Source organism: Burkholderia sp. MSMB1078WGS (assembly GCF_001528895.1).
In the GTDB taxonomy this organism is placed as follows: domain Bacteria; phylum Pseudomonadota; class Gammaproteobacteria; order Burkholderiales; family Burkholderiaceae; genus Burkholderia.
Window position 1 is genome coordinate 14,738 of the sequence record NZ_LPDI01000110.1, and the last position, 21,517, is coordinate 36,254.

Here is a 21,517-nt window from a genome sequence, read left to right on the forward strand (position 1 = left end):
ACGGAATTGTAACGCGGCGCCCCGGCCGCCGCCGACGCCCGTGCTCAGGGCGTGACGACCGGCCCGAGCGGCCACGTGCCGGACAGCACCTTGTCGAGCCACATCGCGCCGATGATCGTCTTCACGTCGGTGATCTGGCCCGTGCGCACCCATTCCTGCAGGTCGGCCGGCGTCGCCGTGAAGGTTTCGAGGAATTCGCCGTCGTCGAGCTTGCGTTCGCCGGCCGTCAGCCCGCGCGCGAGATACAGGTCGATGAATTCGGTCGAATAGGAAATGATCGGATGAATGCGGGCCAGGAACACGTATTCGCGCGCCGTGTAGCCCGTTTCCTCGCGCAGCTCGCGCATCGCGCACGCGAGCGCGCCTTCGTTCGGGTCGAGCTTGCCGGCCGGGAATTCGGCCATCACCTTGCCGATCGGATAGCGGAACTGGCTTTCCATCAGCACGCGGCCGTCGTCGAACAGCGGGATCACCATCACCGCACCCGGGTGCTGCACGTATTCGCGCGTGGCTTTCTTGCCGTCCGGCAGACGGACGGTGTCGCGCTTGAGCTTGAGGAACGCGCCGTCGAAGATCGCCTCGCTCTCGAGGCAGGTTTCGGTCAGTGCGGCGTCGTGATTGGGTAGTTCGGCCATCGGCGGCTCCTGAATGAGCACGACGGACGGCCGAAGCCGTCAGCGTCGTTTGACGAGATACTGGAACGTGAAGCCGGGAAACGCGAACACGACGAAAAGACTGAACGTGATCGCGTAAAACTGCCAGCCCTGTTCGAAGCGGTTGCCGGCACGCGACTCGAGCCAGAAGCCGAGCGCGCCGACGACGAAGTACAGCACGATCAGCTCGCCGATCCGCACCCACGCATTCTTCTTCGTCGCGCCGAACGGCACGACGGCGAAGAGGCGTTGGTTCAGGAACGGCAGGTTGGCGCAGACGAGCGCCAACAGCACGATGAACCAGCCGGCTGCCGACATTACAGCGGCAGCGTGTGACGGATTGCCTGCAGGCAGGCGGTCAGCAGCGGGCTCGGGATCAGGCCGAGCACGACGACCGCCACGCCGTTCAGCACGAGGATCGTGCGCTTGCAGAAATCGCCCGAGATCGGCGTCGAATCCTGCGGCGCATCGAAGTAAATCACCTTGACGATGCGCAGGTAGTAGAACGCGCCGAACAGCGACGTGATCACGGCCAGCACGGCCAGCCACGTGAGGCCCGCGTTGACGGTCGCCTCGAGCACGGCGAGCTTCGCGTAGAAGCCGACGGTCGGCGGGATGCCGGCCAGCGAGAACATCATGACCATCATCACGAACGCGAACACCGGGCTGCGCTTGTTGAGGCCCTTGAAGTCGTCGATCGTTTCGGCTTCGAAATCGCGGCGAGCGAGCAGCATCACCACACCGAACGAGCCGAGCGTCGTGATCAGGTAGACGATCGCGTAGAACATCGCCGAGCTGTACGCGTTCGCCGGCGCCGCCGCGTCGCCCTTCACGATGCCCGCGAGCAGGCCGAGCAGCACGAAGCCCATGTTCGAGATCGCCGAGTACGCGAGCATCCGCTTGATGTTGCGCTGGACGATACCGGTGATGTTGCCGACGATCAGCGACAGCGCGGCAAGGATCACGAGCGCGGTCTGCCAGTTCTGCGCGAGCGGCAGCAGGCCCATCACCAGGAAGCGCAGGCCCCACGCGAACGCGGCAACCTTCGGGCCGCCGCCGACGAACAGCGTCATCGCGGTCGGTGCGCCCTGGTAGACGTCCGGCACCCACATGTGGAACGGCACGGCGCCGAGCTTGAACGCGATACCGGCGACGATGAAGATCACGCCGAACATCAGCACGGCCGCGTCGGTGTTGCCGCCGACCGCCTTGTACACTTCGCCGAGTTCGAGCGAGCCAGTGGCGCCGTAGAGCATCGAGATGCCGTACAGCACGAAGCCCGACGCGAGCGCGCCCAGCACGTAGTACTTCATCGCGGCTTCGCTCGACTGCGCTGCATCGCGACGCAGCGCGATCACCGCATACAGCGACAGCGACATCAGTTCGAGGCCGAGATACAGCGTCAGGAAGTTGTTGCCCGACACCATGACCAGCTGACCGAGCAGCGAGAACATGCCGAGCAGGAACACGTCGCCGCGGAACATGTCGCGGTCTTCGAGGTACTTGCGCGAATAGACGAGCGAGACCGCGAACCCGAACGACACGACAGCCTTCATCATGCTCGCGAACGAGTCGACGACGACCATCTTTGAGAAGAAGTAGTACTGCTGCGGGTCGAGCGCCTGGACCGCGAACCACACGCCGGCGACGACCGACGAGACGACCGCGATCAGATAGGTCAGGCGGCGGCCGGAAGCACCGGTAAAGGTGTCGTTCAGCCATGCGACGACGATGGCGGCCAGCACCAGCGCGTCAGGCAACAGGACATTCATAGAGGCGTTTTGCATGATCTTGAGTTCCTCCGCTCGCGATTACTGGGCCAGCGGCAGCTTCGACTGCGCGACGTGGGAGAGGAGGTTTTCCACGGAAACGTGCATCACGTCGGTGAAAGGCTTCGGATACAGGCCCATCAGCAGCGTGAACGCGGCGAGCACGGCCAGCATCAGGAATTCGCGACGGCCGATGTCCTTCAGCTTGGCGACGTGATCGTTCGCCACCGCGCCGAAATACACGCGCTTGTACATCCACAGCGTGTAGGCTGCACCGAGGATCAGCGTGAATGCCGCGCCGAATGCGATCCAGAAGTTGTACTGGACGGCCGCGAGAATCACCATGAACTCGCCGACGAAACCCGACGTACCCGGCAGGCCGCAGTTGGCCATCGAGAACAGCATCGCGAATGCCGCGAACTTCGGCATCACGTTGACGACGCCGCCGTAATCGGCGATCTGGCGCGAGTGCACGCGGTCGTACAGCACGCCGATGCAGAGGAACATCGCGCCCGACACGAAGCCGTGCGAGATCATCTGGATGATCGCGCCTTCGACGCCGAGCTGGTTGAAGATGAAGAAGCCCAGCGTGACGAAGCCCATGTGCGCGATCGACGAATACGCGACCAGCTTCTTCATGTCGGCCTGCACCATCGCGACGAGGCCGATGTAGATCACCGCGATCAGCGACAGCGTGATCACGACGGGCGCCAGGAAATGGCTCGCGTCAGGCGTGATCGGCAGCGAGAAACGCAGGAAACCGTATGCGCCGAGCTTCAGCATGATCGCCGCCAGCACGACCGAGCCGCCCGTCGGCGCTTCCACGTGCGCGTCCGGCAACCACGTGTGCACCGGCCACATCGGCACCTTCACCGCGAACGCGAGGAAGAACGCAATGAACAGCAGGATCTGCGGCGTCATCGCGATCTTCGCGTTCTGCCACGTCGCGAGGTCGAACGAGTGCGTTTCCGTGTACAGGTAAATCAGCGCGACCAGCATCAGCAGCGAACCGGCCAGCGTGTACAGGAAGAACTTGAACGCCGCATACACGCGATTCGGGCCGCCCCACACGCCGATGATGATGTACATCGGGATCAGGGTCGCCTCGAAGAACACGTAGAACAGCAGGCCGTCGGCCGCCGAGAACACGCCGATCATGATCCCGGACAGGATCAGGAACGCCGCGAGGTACTGCGCGACGTTCTCGGTGATCACTTCCCATGCGGCGATCACGACGATCACCGTGATCAGCGCGGTCAGCACGACGAACCACATCGAAATGCCGTCGACGCCGAGGTGATACGCGATATCGAAGCGTTCGATCCAGGTCGACTTCTCGACGAACTGCAGCGCAGCCGTACTCGAGTCGAAGCCGGTGATCAGCGGGATCGTGACCGCGAGGCCGAGCAGCGCACCGATCAGCGCGACCCAGCGGGCCGTCCCCGGATTTTTGTCGTTACCCACCGCAAGCACGAGGAGGCCGAAAACGATCGGCAGCCAGATCGCGGTACTGAGAATCGGAAAAGCGTGCATTAGTGTTGTCCCCCCGCCTTATTTGCCGCCGAGCGTTACAAACAGGGTCAGGAGCCCCAGCATGCCGATGATCATGGCGAACGCGTAGTGATAGATGTAACCGGATTGGAGGAAGCGGATCACGCCGGCAAACCAGCCGATGAACCGGGCGCTGCCGTTGACGAGGCCGTCGATCACCACGACGTCACCCTCCTTCCACAGGCCGCGGCCGATCGCCACCGAACCGCGGGCGAACACCACTTCGTTGATCTTGTCCATGTAGTACTTGTTGTCCAGCAGCGTGTAGATCGGGCCGAATGCACGGCGGATCGACGCCGGCAGTTCCGGACGCTTCAGATACAGGAACCACGCGACGACGACACCGGCGAGCGCCAGCCACACCGGCAGACCCGACACCGAGTGCAGGCCCATGCCGACCCAGCCGTGGAACTCTTCGGCCATCTCGGCCAGCGCCGGATGGTTTTCGCCGATGAAGATCACCTTGTCGAATGCGACGCCGTGCTGGAAGAAGTCGCCGAACAGCATCGGGCTGATCGCGATCGCACCGATGATCACCGACGGGATCGCCAGCAGGACCAGCGGTACCCACACGACCCACGGGGTCTCGTGCGGCTCGTGCGCGTGGTCGTCATGACCGTGGCCATGGCCGTGATCGTCGTGGCCGTGCGCGGCCGCCATGCCCATCGGCGATTCCGGATGCTTCGGATTGCGGAAGCGCTCTTCGCCGTGGAACACCAGGAAGTACATGCGGAACGAGTACAGCGCCGTGACGAACACGCTCGCGACGACCGCGAAGTACGCGAAGCCCGAACCCGGCAGGTGCGACAGCTTCACCGCATCGATGATCGAGTCCTTCGAGTAGAAGCCCGAGAAGAACGGCGTACCGATCAGCGCGAGCGACCCGATGAGCGACGTGATCCACGTGATCGGCATGTACTTGCGCAGGCCGCCCATGTTGCGCATGTCCTGGTCGTGGTGCATGCCCATGATGACCGAGCCGGCGCCGAGGAACAGCAGCGCCTTGAAGAACGCGTGCGTCATCAGGTGGAACACGGCGACCGGGTAAGCGGACACGCCGAGCGCGACGGTCATGTAGCCGAGCTGCGACAGCGTCGAGTACGCGACCACGCGCTTGATGTCGTTCTGGACGATGCCGAGGAAGCCCATGAAGAGCGCCGTGATCGCGCCGATCACCGTGATGAACGACAGCGCGGTGTCCGACAGTTCGAACAGCGGCGACATACGCGACACCATGAAGATGCCGGCCGTCACCATCGTCGCCGCGTGAATCAGCGCCGAGATCGGGGTCGGGCCTTCCATCGAGTCCGGCAGCCACACGTGCAGCGGGAATTGCGCCGACTTGCCCATCGCGCCGATGAACAGGCAGATACAGGCAACGGTCAGCAGGCCCCAGTCGGTGCCCGGGAAGTGCAGGCTCGCGAGCTCCGCGCGCTTCGCGAACACTTCGCCATAGTTCATCGAGCCGGCGAACGCGAGCAGCAGGCCGATGCCGAGCAGGAAGCCGAAGTCGCCCACGCGGTTCACGAGGAACGCCTTCATGTTCGCGTAGATCGCGCTCTCACGCGTGAAGTAGAAGCCGATCAGCAGGTACGACACCAGACCCACCGCTTCCCAGCCGAAGAACAGCTGCAGGAAGTTGTTGCTCATCACGAGCATCAGCATCGAGAACGTGAACAGCGAGATGTACGAGAAGAAGCGCTGGTAGCCATCTTCTTCCGCCATGTAGCCGATCGTGTACACGTGCACCATCAGCGAGACGAAGGTCACGACGACCATCATCATCGCGGTCAGCGAATCGACGAGGAAGCCGACTTCGAGCTTCAGCGAGCCGACGTTCATCCATTCGTAGACGGTCGCGTTGAAGCTTGCGCCGCCCATCACGTCGAAGAAGACTTTCGCCGACAGGAGGAACGCGATCAATACGCCGAGGATCGTGATCCGATGTGCGCCCTTGCGCCCGACTGCGTTCCCGAACAGCCCCGCGATCAGCGAGCCGGCCAGCGGAGCGAGCGGAATCGCCAGCAGCAGGTTTTCATTGAGTGTCGTTGACATAACAGCGTTGCCTGAAATTAACCTTTGAGCTGATCGAGATCCTCGACATTGATCGTGTCGAGCTTACGGAACAGGGTCACCAGAATCGCGAGACCGATCGCGGCTTCCGCTGCGGCGACGGTCAGCACGAAGAACACGAAGATCTGGCCGTGCACGTCGCCGAGGTAATGCGAGAACGCGACGAAGTTGGTGTTCACCGCCAGCAGCATCAGTTCGATCGACATCAGGATGATGATGACGTTGCGGCGGTTCAGGAAGATCCCGACGATCGCGATCGCGAACAGGATCGCGCCGAGCACAAGGTAGTGAGCAAGAGTCAGCATGGTTTTCTTTTCCTCCGCTTAGCCGTTGGTGCCCGAACCGGCTTCGCTTTGCGCCGTTTCCGGCTGCGGCTTGTCCGCTTCCATCTTCACGAGGCGCACACGGTCGTCGCGGCGCACCTTGACCTGATCCGACACGCGCTGGCGCTTGCTGTCCTTGCCCTTGCGCTCGGTCAGCCCGATCGCGGCGATGATCGCGACCAGCAGCACGAGGCCGGCGATTTCGAACGCGAAGATGTAGTCGGTGTAGATCACCTTGCCGATCAGGCGCGTATTCGACCAGTTGGCCATCTCGCCCGTCGCCATCGCATGCACGGTGTGCGTGTCGCCGTAACCGCGCCACAGGATCAGCGCGGTTTCGATCACGATGATCGCGCCGACCACGGTTGCCATCGGCACGAAGCGCTTGAAGTCGCGGCGCAGGTAGTCGATGTTGATGTCCAGCATCATCACGACGAACAGGAACAGCACCATCACCGCGCCCACGTAGACCAGAACCAGCAGGATCGCGAGGAATTCCGCCTCCAGCAGCATCCAGATCGCGGCGGCGTTGAAGAACGCCAGCACAAGGAAAAGCGCAGACGCCACCGGGTTGCGCGAAGTGATCACCTTCAGCCCTGATACCACCAGGAGCAGCGCGAAGATGTAGAACAGTACGGTCGTGAATTCCATGATTACCGGTTCATCGTTAGGCCATAGTCAGGCGCGGCTTGCGGGACGCCCGCACCCGTCGCGGCGGCTCGGCCCGTTCATGCCGGGCCGGCACTGCAAACACAATCAACGATACGGCGCGTCGGCAGCCTTCGCCGCGGCGATGTCCTTCTCGTAGCGATCGCCCACCGCGAGCAGCATTTCCTTCGTGAAATACAGGTCGCCGCGCTTTTCGCCGTGGTACTCGAGAATCTGCGTCTCGACGATCGAATCGACCGGGCAGCTCTCTTCGCAGAAACCGCAGAAGATGCACTTCGTCAGGTCGATGTCGTAGCGCGTCGTGCGGCGCGTGTTGTCCGCGCGCGTTTCCGATTCGATCGTGATCGCCAGCGCGGGGCACACGGCCTCGCACAGCTTGCACGCGATGCAGCGCTCTTCGCCGTTCTCGTAGCGGCGCAGTGCGTGCAGCCCGCGAAAACGCGGCGAAATCGGGGTCTTCTCTTCCGGGAACTGCACGGTGAACTTGCGCTTGAACGTGTAACGACCGGTCAGCGCGAGCCCCTTCAGCAGCTCGGTCAGGAAGAAAGTCTTAAAGAAGTGTTGGATAGCCGTCATGATTTCGTCCGATCTTTACTTCACCCAGATGTTCAGCGGCGACATCATCCAGAAGCCGACCACGACCACCCAGACCACCGTGACGGGCAGGAACACCTTCCAGCCCAGACGCATGATCTGGTCGTAACGGAAGCGCGGGAACGTCGCGCGCACCCAGATGAACACCGACAGCAGCGCAAAGACCTTCAGCACCAGCCAGAAGATGCCCGGAATGAACGACAGGAATTCGAACGGTGCGTCCCAGCCGCCGAGGAACAGCGTCGCCGCCAGCGCCGAGATCACGATCATGTTGATGTACTCGGCGAGGAAGAACAGCGCGAACGCCATGCCCGAGTAATCGATCATGTGACCCGCGACGATCTCCGACTCCCCTTCCACCACGTCGAACGGGTGACGGTTCGTTTCGGCGATACCCGAGATGAAGTAGACGACGAACGCCGGCAGGAGCGGCAGCCAGTTCCACGACAGGAAGTTCACGCCGTGGCCGGCGAAGAAGCCGTGCTGTTGCGAACCGACGATTTCCGACAGGTTCAGGCTGCCGGCGGTCATCAGCACGAGCACCAGCGCGAAGCCCATCGAGATTTCGTACGACACCATCTGTGCCGCGGCGCGCATCGCGCCGAGGAACGCGTACTTCGAGTTCGACGCCCAGCCGGCGAGAATCACCGCGTACACGCCGATCGACGAGATCGCCATCGCGTACAGCAGGCCCGCGTTCACGTTCGCGAGCACGGCTTCGGCCTGGAACGGAATCACGGCCCATACGGCGAACGCCGGCACGACGGTCATCACCGGCGCGATCAGGTACAGCCAGCGGCTGGCGGCGCTCGGCTGAATGACTTCCTTCAGCAGCAGCTTCAGCACGTCGGCGATCGGCTGCAGCAAGCCGCCGGGGCCGACGCGGTTCGGGCCGAGACGCACGTGCATCCAACCGATCAGCTTGCGCTCCCACAGAATCAGGTACGCGACGCACAGCAGGATGACGACGGAGACGACGAGGATGCGCACGACTGCCCACACCGTCGGCCACGCGAAGCCGAGAAGCTCGGCCCCGCCCGCGTTGATCGTATCGAACAAGCTCATTTACGCCTTCTCCACCACCAGTTCACCGGACAGGCTGCCGAGCGCTGCGCCGGCAGGCGTCGCCGCCGACACGCGAACGACCGTCTCCGCAAGATTCGCGTCGCGCACGGCCGGCAACTGCACCGCACGCTCGCCCTGGCGCACGCGCACGGCGTCGCCTTCCTTCAAGCCCAGCTTGTCGAACAGCGCGGCCGGCAGGGCTGCGGCATTCGCCGCCTTCGCGGCGGCCGTCAGGTGCAGCGCACCTGCGCGGCGCACGAGCGCGTCGGCGTGATAGATCGGCACGTCGGCCAGGCGCTCGAACCCGCCGTTCGCGGCATTCGCCGCGGCACGAGCCGGCGCGACCGACGTGCGGTTCGACAGACGGCCCGCGACGCCGGCGTCGCCGAGCGCGGCGACACGCACTTCTTCCGCGGTCTCGTATTCGAAGTTCGGCAGGCCGAGCAGGCTGCCGAGCACGCGCAGCACCTTCCAGCCCGGACGCGTGTCGCCGAGCGGGCGCACGACGCCGTTGAAGCTCTGCACGGTACCTTCCGCGTTGATGAACGTACCGGCCGTTTCCGTGAACGGCGCGACCGGCAGCAGCACGTCGGCGTAGTCGAGGCCGTGCTTGAACGGCGACATCACGACGACCATCTCCGCCTGGTTCAGCGCGGCCAGTGCCTGTGCCGGATCGGCGGTGTCGAATTCCGGTTCGACGTTCAGCAGCACGTAGCCCTTGCGCGGCTGCGCGAACGCTTCGCGTGCGTTCAGGCCGCCTTCGCCAGGCAGTGCGCCGACGACGTGCGCGCCGACCGTGTTCGCCGCTTCCGTCAGGAAGCCGAACGTGGCGCCGGTGTTGTCGGCGATCCACTGGGCGACGGCGTGCAGCTTCGCGAATTGCGGATGACGGACCGCAACGTTGCCGAGCAGCACCGCGCGGCGTTCGCCGTTCGCGAGCGACTGCGCGACGGCTTGCGCGGCCGGCGATGCGGCGACGCCTGCGAGCGCGTCGGGCAGCGCGACGCCGCGCAGTTGCGCGACGGCCGCGGCGATGCCGGCCAGCTCGTCGATCCAGGCGGACGGCGCGGCGACGATGCGTTGCGCGGTCGGGATCAGCGAATCGTCACCGGTCGCGTGCAGGAAGTGCAGCTTCGCGCCGTTCTTCGCAGCCTGACGCAGGCGCGACGCGAACAGCGGGTGGTCGCGGCGCAGGAACGAACCGACGACGAACGCGGCGTCCACGTTCGACAGGTCGGCGATCGGCATGCCGAGCCACGGCGCGCCCTGGACCGGCGCCGAAAAATCCTGCTGACGCAGACGGAAGTCGACGTTCGGCGTCTTCAGTTCGTTGGCGAGCTGCTTCACGAGGAACAGCTCTTCCGCGGTGCTGTGCGCGCTCGCGAGCATCGCCAGTGCGTTGGCGCCGTGATCCGCGGCGATGCCCTTCAGGCCCTTCGCGACATATTCGAGCGCGGTCTGCCAGTCGGTTTCGATCCACTGGCCGCCCTGCTTCAGCATCGGCTTCGTCAGACGCTCTTCGCTGTTGAGGCCTTCATACGAGAAGCGGTCCTTGTCCGAGATCCAGCATTCGTTGATGGCTTCGTTCTCGAACGGCAGCACGCGCATCACGCGGTTGTTCTTCACCTGCACGACGAGGTTCGCGCCGACGGAATCGTGCGGGCTCACCGACTTGCGGCGCGACAGTTCCCACGTACGGGCGCTGTAGCGGAACGGCTTGCTGGTCAGCGCGCCGACCGGGCACAGATCGATCATGTTGCCCGACATTTCGGAGTCGACCGTCTTGCCGACGAACGTCGTGATTTCCGAATGCTCGCCGCGGCCCAGCATGCCGAACTCCATCACGCCGGCGATTTCCTGGCCGAAGCGGACGCAGCGCGTGCAGTGGATGCAGCGCGACATTTCTTCCATCGAGATCAGCGGGCCCACGTTCTTGTGGAACACCACGCGCTTTTCTTCCGAGTAGCGCGACGACGACTTGCCGTAGCCGACCGCCAGATCCTGCAGCTGACATTCGCCGCCCTGATCGCAGATCGGACAATCGAGCGGGTGATTGATGAGGAGAAATTCCATCACCGACTGCTGCGCCTTCACAGCCTTGTCGGACTGCGTGCGGACGATCATGCCGGCCGACACGGGGGTCGCGCAGGCAGGCACGGCCTTCGGCATCTTCTCGACTTCGACGAGGCACATCCGGCAGTTGGCCGCTACCGACAGTTTCTTGTGATAGCAGAAGTGAGGAATGTACGTATCCGCCTTGTGCGCAGCCTGGATCACCATGCTGCCTTCGGGCACCTCGACCTTCTTGCCGTCTATTTCAAGTTCAACCATGATGGTGAATGGTCCTTAACCTATTTCCGCCCGTTCGCGCCTTGGCCCGACCGTGCGCTCAAATTCCGCAACCGGGTGCGCTTCAGGCTGCCGCCGCGTGCGCGTGGCCGCCGACCATGCAGTGCTTGTGCTCGACGTGGTACGCGAATTCGTCCCAGTAGTGCTTGAGCATCCCGCGTACCGGCATCGCTGCCGCATCGCCGAGCGCACAGATCGTGCGGCCCATGATGTTCTCGGCCACCGAATTCAGCAGGTCCAGATCTTCCTGGCGCCCTTCGCCGTGCTCGATACGGTTCACGACGCGATACAGCCAGCCGGTGCCTTCACGGCACGGCGTGCACTGGCCGCACGATTCCTCGTAGTAGAAGTACGACAGGCGCAGCAGCGAGCGCACCATGCAGCGCGTCTCGTCCATCACGATCACCGCGCCGGAGCCGAGCATCGAGCCCGCCTTCGCGATCGAATCGTAGTCGAGATCCGTCTGCATCATGATGTCGCCCGGGATCACCGGCGCCGACGACCCGCCCGGAATCACGGCCTTGATCTTCTTGCCGCCGCGCATCCCGCCGGCGAGCTCCATCAGCGTCGCGAACGGCGTGCCGAGCGGCACCTCGTAGTTGCCCGGACGCTCGACGTCGCCCGACACCGAGAAAATCTTCGTGCCGCCGTTGTTCGGCTTGCCGATCTCGAGATAATTCTGCGGCCCGATGGACAGCAGGAACGGCACCGCCGCGAACGTCTCGGTGTTGTTGATCGTGGTCGGCTTGCCGTACACGCCGAAGCTCGCCGGGAACGGCGGCTTGAAGCGCGGCTGGCCCTTCTTGCCTTCGAGCGACTCGAGCAGCGCCGTCTCTTCGCCGCAGATGTACGCGCCGTAACCGTGGTGCGCGTGCAGCTGGAACGAGAATTCCGAGCCCATGATGTTGTCGCCGAGGAACCCGGCCGCGCGCGCTTCATCGAGCGCGGCTTCGAAGCGTCGATACACTTCGAAGATTTCGCCGTGGATATAGTTGTAGCCGACGGTGATGCCCATCGCGTACGCGCCGATGGCCATGCCTTCGATCAGCGCGTGCGGGTTCCAGCGCAGGATGTCGCGATCCTTGAACGTGCCAGGCTCGCCTTCGTCCGAGTTGCAGACGAGGTACTTCTGCCCCGGGAACTGGCGCGGCATGAAGCTCCACTTCAGGCCGGTCGGGAAGCCCGCACCGCCGCGGCCGCGCAGGCCCGACGCCTTCACGTCGGCGATCACCTGCTCGGGCGGGATCTTTTCTTCGAGAATGCGGCGCAGCTGCTTGTAGCCACCGCGCGCAACGTAGTCTTCGAGATGCCAGTTCTCGCCGTTCAGACCAGCGAGGATCAGCGGTTTGATGTGACGGTCGTGGAGGGACGTCATTTCGAGAGCTCCTCAAGCAGCTGGTCGATCTTCTCGCGGCTCATGAAGCTGCACATTCTGTGATTGTTCACCAGCAGCACCGGCGCATCGCCGCACGAGCCCATGCATTCGCCTTCCTTCAGCGTGAACTTGCCGTCGGGCGTGGTCTCGCCGAAGTCGATGCCCAGCTTCTGTTTCAGGTAGTCGGCAGCCGCTTCCGCGCCGCCGTGCGGGCCGAGCTGGCACGGCAGGTTCGTGCAGAGCGTGATCTTGTGCTTGCCGACCGGCTTGAGCTCGTACATCGTGTAGAACGTCGCGACTTCCTGCACGGCAACGGCCGGCATGCCGAGATAGTCCGCGACGAACTGCATCAGTTCGGGCGACAGCCAGCCATGCTCTTCCTGAGCAACGGCCAACGCCGACATCACGGCGGACTGTTTCTGATCGGCGGGATACTTCGTCAACGCGCGATCGATTTCCTTCAGGCCTTCAGCTGAGATCATTTTCAGACACGACTCTTTCAATTCCTACCGAACGAACAACCTGCCGCACATCGGGGTGCATGGACGGCAGACCTGGCGCTCACTCTGTTGACAGCTTGCGAAGCCGCGCCGGTTCGGCGCATACCGCATGTGACTTCGCATGTGACTGACTGCTCGCCGCCCGCACTCGCGGGCGGCGCAACCATTAGCGATCGATTTCGCCGAACACGATGTCCTGCGTACCGATGATCGTGACGGCGTCGGCGATCATGTGACCGCGCGCCATTTCGTCGAGCGACGCCAGGTGCGCGAAACCCGGCGCGCGAATCTTGAGGCGATACGGCTTGTTGGCGCCGTCGGACACGAGGTAGATGCCGAACTCACCCTTCGGATGCTCGACCGCCGCGTACGCTTCGCCTTCCGGCACATGGAAACCTTCGGTGAAGAGCTTGAAGTGGTGAATCAAGTCTTCCATGTTGGTCTTCATGCCGACGCGCGACGGCGGGGCAACCTTGTGATTGTCCGTCATCACCGGGCCCGGATTCTTGCGGAGCCACTCAATACACTGTTTCGCGATGCGGACCGACTGGCGCATTTCCTCGACGCGCACCAGATAGCGGTCGTAGCAATCGCCGTTCACGCCGACCGGCACGTCGAAATCGATGCGATCGTACACTTCGTACGGTTGCTTCTTGCGCAGATCCCATGCGATACCCGAGCCGCGCAGCATCGGGCCGGTCAGGCCCATCTGCAACGCACGCTCCGGGCTCACGACGCCGATCCCGACCAGACGCTGTTTCCAGATCCGGTTGTCGGTCAGCAGCGTTTCGTATTCGTCGACGCACTTCGGGAAGCGCGTGAAGAAATCGTCGATGAAGTCGAGCACCGAGCCGCTGCGCGCTTCGTTCATCTTCGCGAGCGCCTTCTCGTTGCGAATCTTCGACGCCTTGTATTGCGGCATTGCGTCAGGCAGATCGCGATAGACGCCGCCCGGACGATAGTAGGCCGCGTGCATCCGGGCGCCGGACACCGCTTCGTACACGTCCATCAGGTCCTCGCGTTCGCGGAACGCGTACAGGAACACGGCCATCGCGCCGACGTCGAGCGCGTGCGCACCGATCCACATCAGGTGGTTCAGCACGCGCGTGATTTCGTCGAACAGCACGCGGATGTACTGCGCGCGCTCCGGCACGTCGATGCCGAGCAGCTTTTCGATCGCGAGCACGTAGCCATGCTCGTTGACCATCATCGACACGTAGTCGAGACGGTCCATGTACGGCACGGACTGGATGAAGGTCTTGGATTCCGCGAGCTTTTCCGTCGCGCGGTGCAGCAGGCCGATGTGCGGATCGGCACGCTGGATGACTTCGCCGTCGAGCTCGAGCACGAGGCGCAGCACGCCGTGCGCTGCCGGGTGCTGCGGGCCGAAGTTGAGCGTGTAGTTCTTGATTTCTGCCATGACGCCCCCTTAATGTTTCAGACCGCCATAGCGATCCTCGCGGATCACGCGCGGCGTGATTTCGCGCGGCTCGATCGTCACCGGCTGGTACACAACCCGCTTCTCTTCCGGGTCGTAACGCATTTCGACGTAGCCCGACACCGGGAAGTCCTTGCGGAACGGGTGACCGATGAAGCCGTAGTCGGTGAGGATGCGGCGCAGGTCGGGGTGGCCTTCGAACACGATGCCGTACAGGTCGAACGCTTCTCGCTCGTACCAGTTCGCCGAGGTCCAGATGTCGACCAGCGACGCCACGATCGGCAGATCGTCGTCCGGCGCGAATACGCGCAGGCGCAGGCGCCAGTTGTTCGTGACCGACAGCAGGTGCGACACGGCCGCGAAGCGCGGGCCGTCGTAGGCGCCATCGCCGAAGGTCTGGTAGTCGACGCCGCAGAGGTCGATCAGTTGCTCGAAACGGAGCTTCGGATCGTCGCGCAGCGTCTTTGCGACTTCGAGGTAATCGCTCGCCTTCACGACGAGCGTCAGTTCACCGATCGCTTCGGTGAGGCTCACCACGCGCGCGCCGAGCGCGGCTTCGAGGTTGGCCTTGAGGGTCTCGATTTTGCTTGCCATATTGAGGGGACGCTCGGGGCTTTATTGACGGGCGATGGTATTGGTGCGGCGGATCTTCGCCTGAAGCTGGATCACGCCGTAGACCAGCGCCTCGGCCGTGGGCGGACAGCCCGGCACGTAGACGTCGACCGGCACGATCCGGTCGCAGCCGCGGACCACCGAGTACGAGTAGTGGTAGTAACCACCGCCGTTCGCACACGACCCCATCGAGATCACCCAGCGCGGCTCGGCCATCTGGTCGTACACGCGGCGCAGCGCAGGCGCCATCTTGTTGCACAGCGTGCCGGCGACGATCATCACGTCCGACTGACGCGGACTCGGACGGAACACGACGCCGAACCGGTCCAGATCGTAACGGGCCGCGCCCGCATGCATCATCTCGACGGCGCAACACGCGAGCCCGAACGTCATCGGCCACAGCGAGCCGGTACGCGTCCAGTTGATCAGCTTGTCAGCCGTCGTGGTGACAAACCCTTCCTTCAAGACCCCTTCGATACTCATTTGCTTTCCACTCCAGACGAGCGACCGAGCGTGGCCGCCCATGCAAACCGGCGATTAACCCATCACTCCCAGTCGAGGCCGCCTTTCTTCCAGATATAGGCAAAGCCCAGCAGGAATTCGAGCAGAAAAATCATCATTGCGATGAAACCCGGCCAGCCGATGTCCCGGAGCGCGACGCCCCACGGAAACAGGAATGCGGTTTCGAGATCGAAGATGATGAACAGGATGGCGACGAGGTAATACCGTACGTCGAATTTCATCCGGGCGTCTTCAAAGGCTTCGAAGCCGCACTCGTACGGTGCGTTCTTCTCGACGTCCGGCTTGTTGGGACCAAGGAGCTTGCCGATGCTGACCAGCGCTATACCTAAACCAGTGCCCACGAGGAGGAACAACAAGACGGGGTAATAGGCTGCGAGGTTCAAGGCAATCCTCTATCGGTTGGTTCTGAGCGTCCGGAGAATACCACTTCCGGCGGAAGGAATCATTTCGGAGTGCAGGCGATCGCAAGACAACCGCAAGCACACCCCAGAAATGAAAAATGCCAGCCACTAGAAGCGGCTGGCATTGAGTAACTTTGGTGCCGACGGCGAGACTCGAACTCGCACAGCTTTCGCCACTACCCCCTCAAGATAGCGTGTCTACCAATTTCACCACGTCGGCACTGCATGCAACTCGGGTTGTGCTGCTTGTTCCCGCGAATCGCTTCAAGAATTAAATTCTAACCCGAGTTCCGGATTTGTTCAACGCACAACCGCAAAAAAATTAACTTTTTATTTCGGGACATCCTGGCCCGGCGCGCTTGCAGCCGAACCGGCGGCGGCAGACGCCGCGACGGCCGGCGTCGATGCTGCCGGAGCCGATGCCGGCGCGGTCACCGCCGTGCCGAGCACGCCCGCCGACGGCGTCGACTTGTACGAACCGAGGTACGTCAGCGCGAGCGTCGCGACGAAGAAAATCGCCGCGAGAATGGCCGTCGTGCGCGACAGGAAGTTCGCCGAGCCCGTCGCACCGAACAGGCTGCCCGACGCGCCGCTGCCGAATGCGGCGCCCATGTCGGCGCCCTTGCCGTGCTGCAGCAGCACGAGCCCAATCACACCGAGTGCAGACAGCACCTGCACCACAATAATCAGCGTCTTGAATAACAGCATCACACCCACCCGATTGGATCAAGCGACCGGACCGACCGGCCGCCGTCATGGTTCAATTCGATCTCGGACCGCTCAACGCGCAGCCCGGCAGATCGCCAGAAAATCTTCCGCCTTCAGCGACGCGCCGCCGATCAGGCCGCCGTCGATGTCCGGCTGCGCGAACAGCTCTTCCGCGTTGTCCGGCTTCACGCTGCCGCCGTACAGCACGGACACGCCCTCCGCACCCTTTGCCGCGAGACGCGCACGCAGGAACGCGTGCACGTCCTGTGCCTGCGCCGACGTCGCGCTCTTGCCCGTGCCGATCGCCCAGACCGGCTCGTACGCGACGACGATGCGGGCGGCTTCGTCAGCCGTCAGCACGGCCAGCACCGCGTCGAGTTGCGCACCGACGACCTGCTCGGTCGCACCCGACTCGCGCTCGTCGAGCGTCTCGCCGACACACACGACGGGCGTGAGGCCGGCCGCGAGCGCGCGTTGCGTCTTCGCCGCGACCGTCTCGCTGCTTTCGCCGTGATACGCGCGACGCTCCGAATGGCCGACGATCGCATATTGCGCGCCGAACTCCGCCACCATCGCAGCCGCCACCTCGCCGGTGAACGCGCCTTGCTCGTGCGCGGACACGTCCTGCGCACCGAACGCGACACGGCCGCCGCCGAGCTGCGCCTGAACCTGCGCGAGATACGGGAACGGCACGCACACGCCGATCGACGTTTCAGCCGCCACCGCGCCCGCACCCTGCACCACTTCGCTCAGCAGCGCCTGGTTGCCGGCCAGCCGGCCATGCATCTTCCAGTTGCCGATCACTCGCTTTGTTCGTTGTTTCGACATCGTGTCTGTCTCGTCACTATCTTGTCATTAACGTGCCGGAACCCGGCCGTCAGGTTGGATCTGGCGAAGCAAACCCGCGATTTTACTGCGCGCGGCTTGAACCGGTCAAACCGCGTATGTCAAGCCCGCCGCGCGGGCCGTCATGCGTTCGCACCCCAATCAAGCACGATCTTGCCGATGTGCTCGCCGCTCTCCATCAGCGCATGCGCCTGCGCAGCCTCGCCGGCCGGTAGCACACGATAGATCACGGGCTTGATGCGACCGTCGGCCAGCAGCGGCCACACGCGCGCCTTCAGCTGCGCGGCGATGCGCGCCTTGAACTCGACCGGGCGCGGGCGCAACGTCGAGCCCGTCACCGTCAACCGGCGCCGCAGGATCTCGTTCAGGTTGACCTCGGCCTTCGCGCCGCCGAGCAGCGCGATCAGCACGAGACGGCCGCCGTCCGCGAGCGCGGACAGCTCGCGCGGCACGTACGAGCCCGCCACCATGTCGAGGATCACGTCGACGCCGCGATCGTGCGTCAGCGACTTCACGACTTCGACGAAGTCTTCCGTCTTGTAGTTGATCGCGCGCTCGGCGCCGAGCGCCTCGCACGCACGGCACTTGTCGGCGGTGCCTGCCGTCGCGAACACGCGAAAGCCGAGCGCATGCGCAATCTGGATCGCCGTGACGCCGATGCCGCTCGAGCCGCCCTGCACGAGCAGCGTCTCCTGTTCGCCGCCCTCGCCCGCGCCGAGCTGCGCACGGTCGAACACGTTGCTCCACACGGTGAAGAAGGTTTCGGGCAACGATGCGGCCTCGATATCGGTGAGGCCGTCGGGCACCGGCAGGCACTGCGGCAGCGGCGCGACCGCGTATTCGGCATAGCCGCCGCCCGCGAGCAGCGCGCACACGCGATCGCCGAGCTTCAGGCCGAACGGATTCAGCGCCGCATCGGACAAATCGCCGCCGACGATCTCGCCCGCGACCTCGAGGCCCGGCAGATCCGACGCACCCGGCGGCGGCGCATAGGCGCCCTTGCGCTGGAACACGTCGGGCCGGTTCACGCCGGAAGCCGCCACCTTGATCAACACCTCGCCGCGCTTCGGTTCGGGCCGCGGACGTTCCGCGAGCTTCAGCACGTCGGGGGCGCCGAATTCGGTGATTTCGATGGCTTTCATGGTGAGAGTCGCTCCAGGATCGGAATCGGATGGCACGCCCATGCGCACGGCGCGGGCGCCTGGCCGGCGCTGCTGCGCCGCACAACGATGCTACAGAAAAAACGGCCGGCACGCTTTCGCACTGCCGGCCGTTGGTCCGCCTGTCCGCTTACTGCTGCGGCGGCGTATCCGACTGCGCTGCCGCCGCTGCTTCATTCAGCAGCGCCTTGGCCGACAGACGCACGCGACCCTTCTCGTCCGTCTGGATCACCTTGACCTTCACCTGCTGGCCTTCCTTCAGGTAGTCGTTGATGTCCTTCACGCGCTCGTTGACGATTTCCGAGATGTGCAGCAGGCCGTCCTTGCCCGGCAGCAGGTTCACGATCGCGCCGAAATCGAGCAGCTTGAGCACCGTGCCTTCGTACACCTGGCCGACTTCGATTTCAGCCGTGATTTGCTCGATGCGCTTCTTCGCTTCGGCCATGCCGTCACTGCTCGTGCTCGCGATCGTCACGACGCCGTCGTCCGAGATGTCGATGGTCGTGCCCGTTTCTTCCGTCAGCGCGCGGATCACCGAACCGCCCTTGCCGATCACGTCGCGAATCTTTTCCGGGTTGATCTTGATCGTGATCATGCGCGGCGCGAATTCCGACAGTTGCGTGTTCGCACCCGACACCGCCGAGGTCATCTTGCCGAGGATGTGCATGCGGCCTTCCTTCGCCTGCGCGAGCGCGACCTGCATGATTTCCTTCGTGATGCCCTGGATCTTGATGTCCATCTGCAGCGCCGTCACGCCCTGCTCCGTGCCGGCCACCTTGAAGTCCATGTCGCCGAGGTGATCTTCGTCGCCGAGGATGTCGGTCAGCACCGCGAACTTGTTGCCTTCGAGGATCAGGCCCATCGCGATACCCGCGACGTGCGCCTTCATCGGCACGCCGGCGTCCATCAGCGCGAGGCAGCCGCCGCACACCGACGCCATCGACGACGAACCGTTCGACTCGGTGATTTCCGACACGACGCGGATCGAGTAGCCGAATTCGTCGGCGCTCGGCAGGCACTTGACCAGCGCGCGCTTCGCGAGGCGGCCGTGGCCGATTTCGCGGCGCTTCGGCGAGCCGACGCGGCCCGTTTCGCCGGTCGCGAACGGGGGCATGTTGTAGTGAAGCATGAAGCGCTCGCGGTATTCGCCTTCGAGCGCGTCGATGATCTGCTCGTCACCCTTGGTGCCGAGCGTCGCGACGACCAGCGCCTGCGTCTCGCCGCGCGTGAACAGCGCCGAGCCGTGGGTACGCGGCAGCACGCCGGTGCGGATCTCGATCGGGCGCACGGTGCGCGTGTCGCGGCCGTCGATGCGCGGCTCGCCGTTCAGGATCTGCGAGCGGACGATCTTCGCTTCGATGTCGAACAGCACGTTGCCGACCGTGGCCTTGTCGGCCGCGACCGTACCGGCCGCCAGCGCCTCTTCCTCGAGCTTCGCCGACGTCGCCGCGTAGACTTCCTTCAGCTTCGCCGAACGCGCCTGCTTGTCGCGGAGCTGGTAAGCGGCGAGCAGATCGTTCTGCGCCAGCTCGGTCACGCGTGCGATCAGCGCCTCGTTCTTCGGCGCCGGCTGCCAGTCCCACTCGGGCTTGCCGCCGTCGCGGACCAGGTCGTGGATCGCGTCGATCGCGACCTGCATCTGCTCGTGGCCGAACACCACGGCGCCCAGCATCACGTCTTCCGACAGTTGATCGGCTTCCGATTCGACCATCAGCACGGCGCGCTCCGTACCCGCGACGACGAGGTCGAGGCGCGATGCCTTGAGTTGCTCACGCGTCGGGTTCAGCACGTACGCGTTGTCGATGTACGCCACGCGCGCGGCGCCGACCGGGCCGTTGAACGGCAGGCCCGACACGGCGAGCGCAGCCGATGCGCCGATCAGCGCGGGGATGTCCGCCGGGATTTCCGGGTTCACGGACAGCACGTGGATCACGACCTGGACTTCGTTGTAGAAGCCTTCCGGGAACAGCGGGCGCAGCGGACGGTCGATCAGGCGCGACGTCAGCGTCTCGTGTTCCGACGGACGGCCTTCGCGGCGGAAGAAGCCGCCCGGGATCTTGCCGGCCGAGTAGGTCTTCTCGAGATAGTCGACGGTCAACGGGAAGAAATCCTGGCCCGGCTTCGCCGACTTCGCGCCGACGACGGTTGCCAGCACGACGGTGTCTTCGACGTCGACGATCACGGCACCGCTCGCCTGGCGGGCGACTTCACCGGTTTCGAGGCGCACCTTGTGCTGGCCCCATTGGAATTCCTTCACGACCTTGTTGAACATGGACATGGTTGCTCCTTTGTATTCATGCATTTCGTTCGCCGCGCCGGCGATCCCGCGCGGCGGCGTCCCGACCGAATCACCCGGAGCAAGGTGTGTTTTTTATGCCATTCCAGCGCGGCGCTCATGCAGCGACGCGCTGGAATGACACAAATCCCGCCCCGGTATCGGTCGTGGCGGCGGCCCCGCACGAACGTGCCGGACAGCCTGCGATGCGTGTGACGCTACGCACCGCGCAAAAACAAAATGCCTGTATCAGCGGACTGACACAGGCATCTTGCTGGCGGCAATCGCCTCGATTACTTACGCAGACCCAGCTTCTCGATCAGTGCGCGGTAACGGTCGGCATCCTTGCCCTTGAGGTAGTCGAGCAGCTTGCGGCGGCGGCTCACCATGCGCAGCAGGCCGCGGCGGCTGTGGTGATCCTTCGCATGGGTCTTGAAGTGACCCGTCAGTTCGACGATACGTGCGGTCAGCAGTGCGACCTGGACTTCGGGCGACCCCGTGTCGTTGGTACCGCGGGCGAACTGAGCAACGACTTCCGACTTCTTGATATCTGCAACAGACATGTGATTTCCTTTCTAACTGAACAGGCGGACACGGAAGAATGGCCGTGCCGTGATTTACAACCGGCGCGCAT

21 protein-coding genes and 1 tRNA gene are annotated in these 21,517 nt (G+C 64.0%); all 22 read right to left on the reverse strand.

Going from position 1 to position 21,517, the window contains the following annotated elements:
• Positions 1-44: 44 nt before the first annotated feature.
• The 22 genes from WT24_RS29300 to rpsO all read right to left on the reverse strand — a co-directional run bounded on the left by WT24_RS29300 (position 45) and on the right by rpsO (position 21,446).
• Complete coding sequence (locus WT24_RS29300; protein WP_059791272.1) at positions 45-635, reverse strand: NUDIX domain-containing protein; 591 nt, start codon at positions 633-635, stop codon at positions 45-47.
• A 39-nt stretch (positions 636-674) separates the two neighbouring features.
• Positions 675-971 carry a DUF2818 family protein gene (locus WT24_RS29305; RefSeq protein ID WP_006478276.1) on the reverse strand — a complete coding sequence of 99 codons (297 nt, stop codon included), beginning with the start codon at positions 969-971 and terminating at the stop codon, positions 675-677.
• On the reverse strand, positions 971-2,425 hold the full coding sequence (gene nuoN, locus WT24_RS29310; RefSeq protein WP_059499249.1) for an NADH-quinone oxidoreductase subunit NuoN: 1,455 nt from the start codon (positions 2,423-2,425) through the stop codon (positions 971-973). The genes WT24_RS29305 and nuoN overlap by 1 nt, the downstream gene beginning before the upstream one ends.
• Before the next feature lie 39 nt (positions 2,426-2,464).
• On the reverse strand, positions 2,465-3,955 hold the full coding sequence (locus WT24_RS29315) for an NADH-quinone oxidoreductase subunit M (RefSeq protein ID WP_006484881.1): 1,491 nt from the start codon (positions 3,953-3,955) through the stop codon (positions 2,465-2,467).
• Positions 3,956-3,973: 18 nt separating this feature from the next.
• Positions 3,974-6,028: an NADH-quinone oxidoreductase subunit L gene (nuoL, locus tag WT24_RS29320; protein ID WP_034207962.1), complete on the reverse strand. Its 2,055-nt coding sequence runs from the start codon at positions 6,026-6,028 to the stop codon at positions 3,974-3,976.
• Between the two features lie 17 nt (positions 6,029-6,045).
• Positions 6,046-6,351: an NADH-quinone oxidoreductase subunit NuoK gene (nuoK, locus tag WT24_RS29325; protein ID WP_006478272.1), complete on the reverse strand. Its 306-nt coding sequence runs from the start codon at positions 6,349-6,351 to the stop codon at positions 6,046-6,048.
• 18 nt (positions 6,352-6,369) lie between these two features.
• Positions 6,370-7,020 (reverse strand): NADH-quinone oxidoreductase subunit J, encoded by a 651-nt coding sequence (locus tag WT24_RS29330; protein ID WP_059499247.1) that lies wholly within the window; start codon positions 7,018-7,020, stop codon positions 6,370-6,372.
• A 105-nt stretch (positions 7,021-7,125) separates the two neighbouring features.
• On the reverse strand, positions 7,126-7,614 hold the full coding sequence (nuoI, locus tag WT24_RS29335) for an NADH-quinone oxidoreductase subunit NuoI (RefSeq protein WP_006478270.1): 489 nt from the start codon (positions 7,612-7,614) through the stop codon (positions 7,126-7,128).
• 15 nt (positions 7,615-7,629) lie between these two features.
• The gene (gene nuoH, locus WT24_RS29340; RefSeq protein ID WP_059499246.1) at positions 7,630-8,697 is read right to left on the reverse strand and encodes an NADH-quinone oxidoreductase subunit NuoH; all 1,068 of its coding nucleotides are present in this window, start codon (positions 8,695-8,697) and stop codon (positions 7,630-7,632) included.
• The gene (gene nuoG / locus WT24_RS29345) at positions 8,698-11,028 is read right to left on the reverse strand and encodes an NADH-quinone oxidoreductase subunit NuoG (RefSeq protein ID WP_060036749.1); all 2,331 of its coding nucleotides are present in this window, start codon (positions 11,026-11,028) and stop codon (positions 8,698-8,700) included.
• Positions 11,029-11,110: 82 nt separating this feature from the next.
• On the reverse strand, positions 11,111-12,421 hold the full coding sequence (gene nuoF / locus WT24_RS29350; protein WP_006478267.1) for an NADH-quinone oxidoreductase subunit NuoF: 1,311 nt from the start codon (positions 12,419-12,421) through the stop codon (positions 11,111-11,113).
• Positions 12,418-12,903: an NADH-quinone oxidoreductase subunit NuoE gene (nuoE, locus tag WT24_RS29355; RefSeq protein ID WP_059499244.1), complete on the reverse strand. Its 486-nt coding sequence runs from the start codon at positions 12,901-12,903 to the stop codon at positions 12,418-12,420. The genes nuoF and nuoE overlap by 4 nt, the downstream gene beginning before the upstream one ends.
• Before the next feature lie 184 nt (positions 12,904-13,087).
• Positions 13,088-14,341 (reverse strand): NADH-quinone oxidoreductase subunit D, encoded by a 1,254-nt coding sequence (locus WT24_RS29360; RefSeq protein WP_059499243.1) that lies wholly within the window; start codon positions 14,339-14,341, stop codon positions 13,088-13,090.
• 9 nt (positions 14,342-14,350) lie between these two features.
• Entirely contained in the window at positions 14,351-14,953 is a 603-nt protein-coding gene (locus WT24_RS29365) for an NADH-quinone oxidoreductase subunit C (RefSeq protein WP_034207966.1), read from the reverse strand.
• A 21-nt stretch (positions 14,954-14,974) separates the two neighbouring features.
• Positions 14,975-15,454, reverse strand: a complete 480-nt coding sequence (locus tag WT24_RS29370) for an NADH-quinone oxidoreductase subunit B family protein (RefSeq protein ID WP_006398799.1) — start codon at positions 15,452-15,454, stop codon at positions 14,975-14,977.
• Between the two features lie 62 nt (positions 15,455-15,516).
• Positions 15,517-15,876, reverse strand: coding sequence for an NADH-quinone oxidoreductase subunit A (locus WT24_RS29375; RefSeq protein WP_006398798.1), 360 nt, complete (start codon positions 15,874-15,876; stop codon positions 15,517-15,519).
• 153 nt (positions 15,877-16,029) lie between these two features.
• Positions 16,030-16,114: transfer RNA gene (locus WT24_RS29380), tRNA-Leu, on the reverse strand.
• A 110-nt stretch (positions 16,115-16,224) separates the two neighbouring features.
• Positions 16,225-16,602: a preprotein translocase subunit SecG gene (gene secG / locus WT24_RS29385; protein ID WP_059499242.1), complete on the reverse strand. Its 378-nt coding sequence runs from the start codon at positions 16,600-16,602 to the stop codon at positions 16,225-16,227.
• A gap of 72 nt (positions 16,603-16,674) precedes the next feature.
• Positions 16,675-17,430: a triose-phosphate isomerase gene (gene tpiA / locus WT24_RS29390; protein WP_059499241.1), complete on the reverse strand. Its 756-nt coding sequence runs from the start codon at positions 17,428-17,430 to the stop codon at positions 16,675-16,677.
• 140 nt (positions 17,431-17,570) lie between these two features.
• Positions 17,571-18,590, reverse strand: coding sequence for an NAD(P)H-quinone oxidoreductase (locus WT24_RS29395; protein WP_060036751.1), 1,020 nt, complete (start codon positions 18,588-18,590; stop codon positions 17,571-17,573).
• A gap of 148 nt (positions 18,591-18,738) precedes the next feature.
• Positions 18,739-20,886, reverse strand: coding sequence for a polyribonucleotide nucleotidyltransferase (gene pnp, locus WT24_RS29400; protein WP_059499239.1), 2,148 nt, complete (start codon positions 20,884-20,886; stop codon positions 18,739-18,741).
• 290 nt (positions 20,887-21,176) lie between these two features.
• A complete protein-coding gene (rpsO, locus tag WT24_RS29405; protein WP_006398792.1) occupies positions 21,177-21,446 on the reverse strand; it encodes a 30S ribosomal protein S15 in 270 nt (89 codons plus the stop codon).
• Positions 21,447-21,517 lie beyond the last annotated feature (71 nt).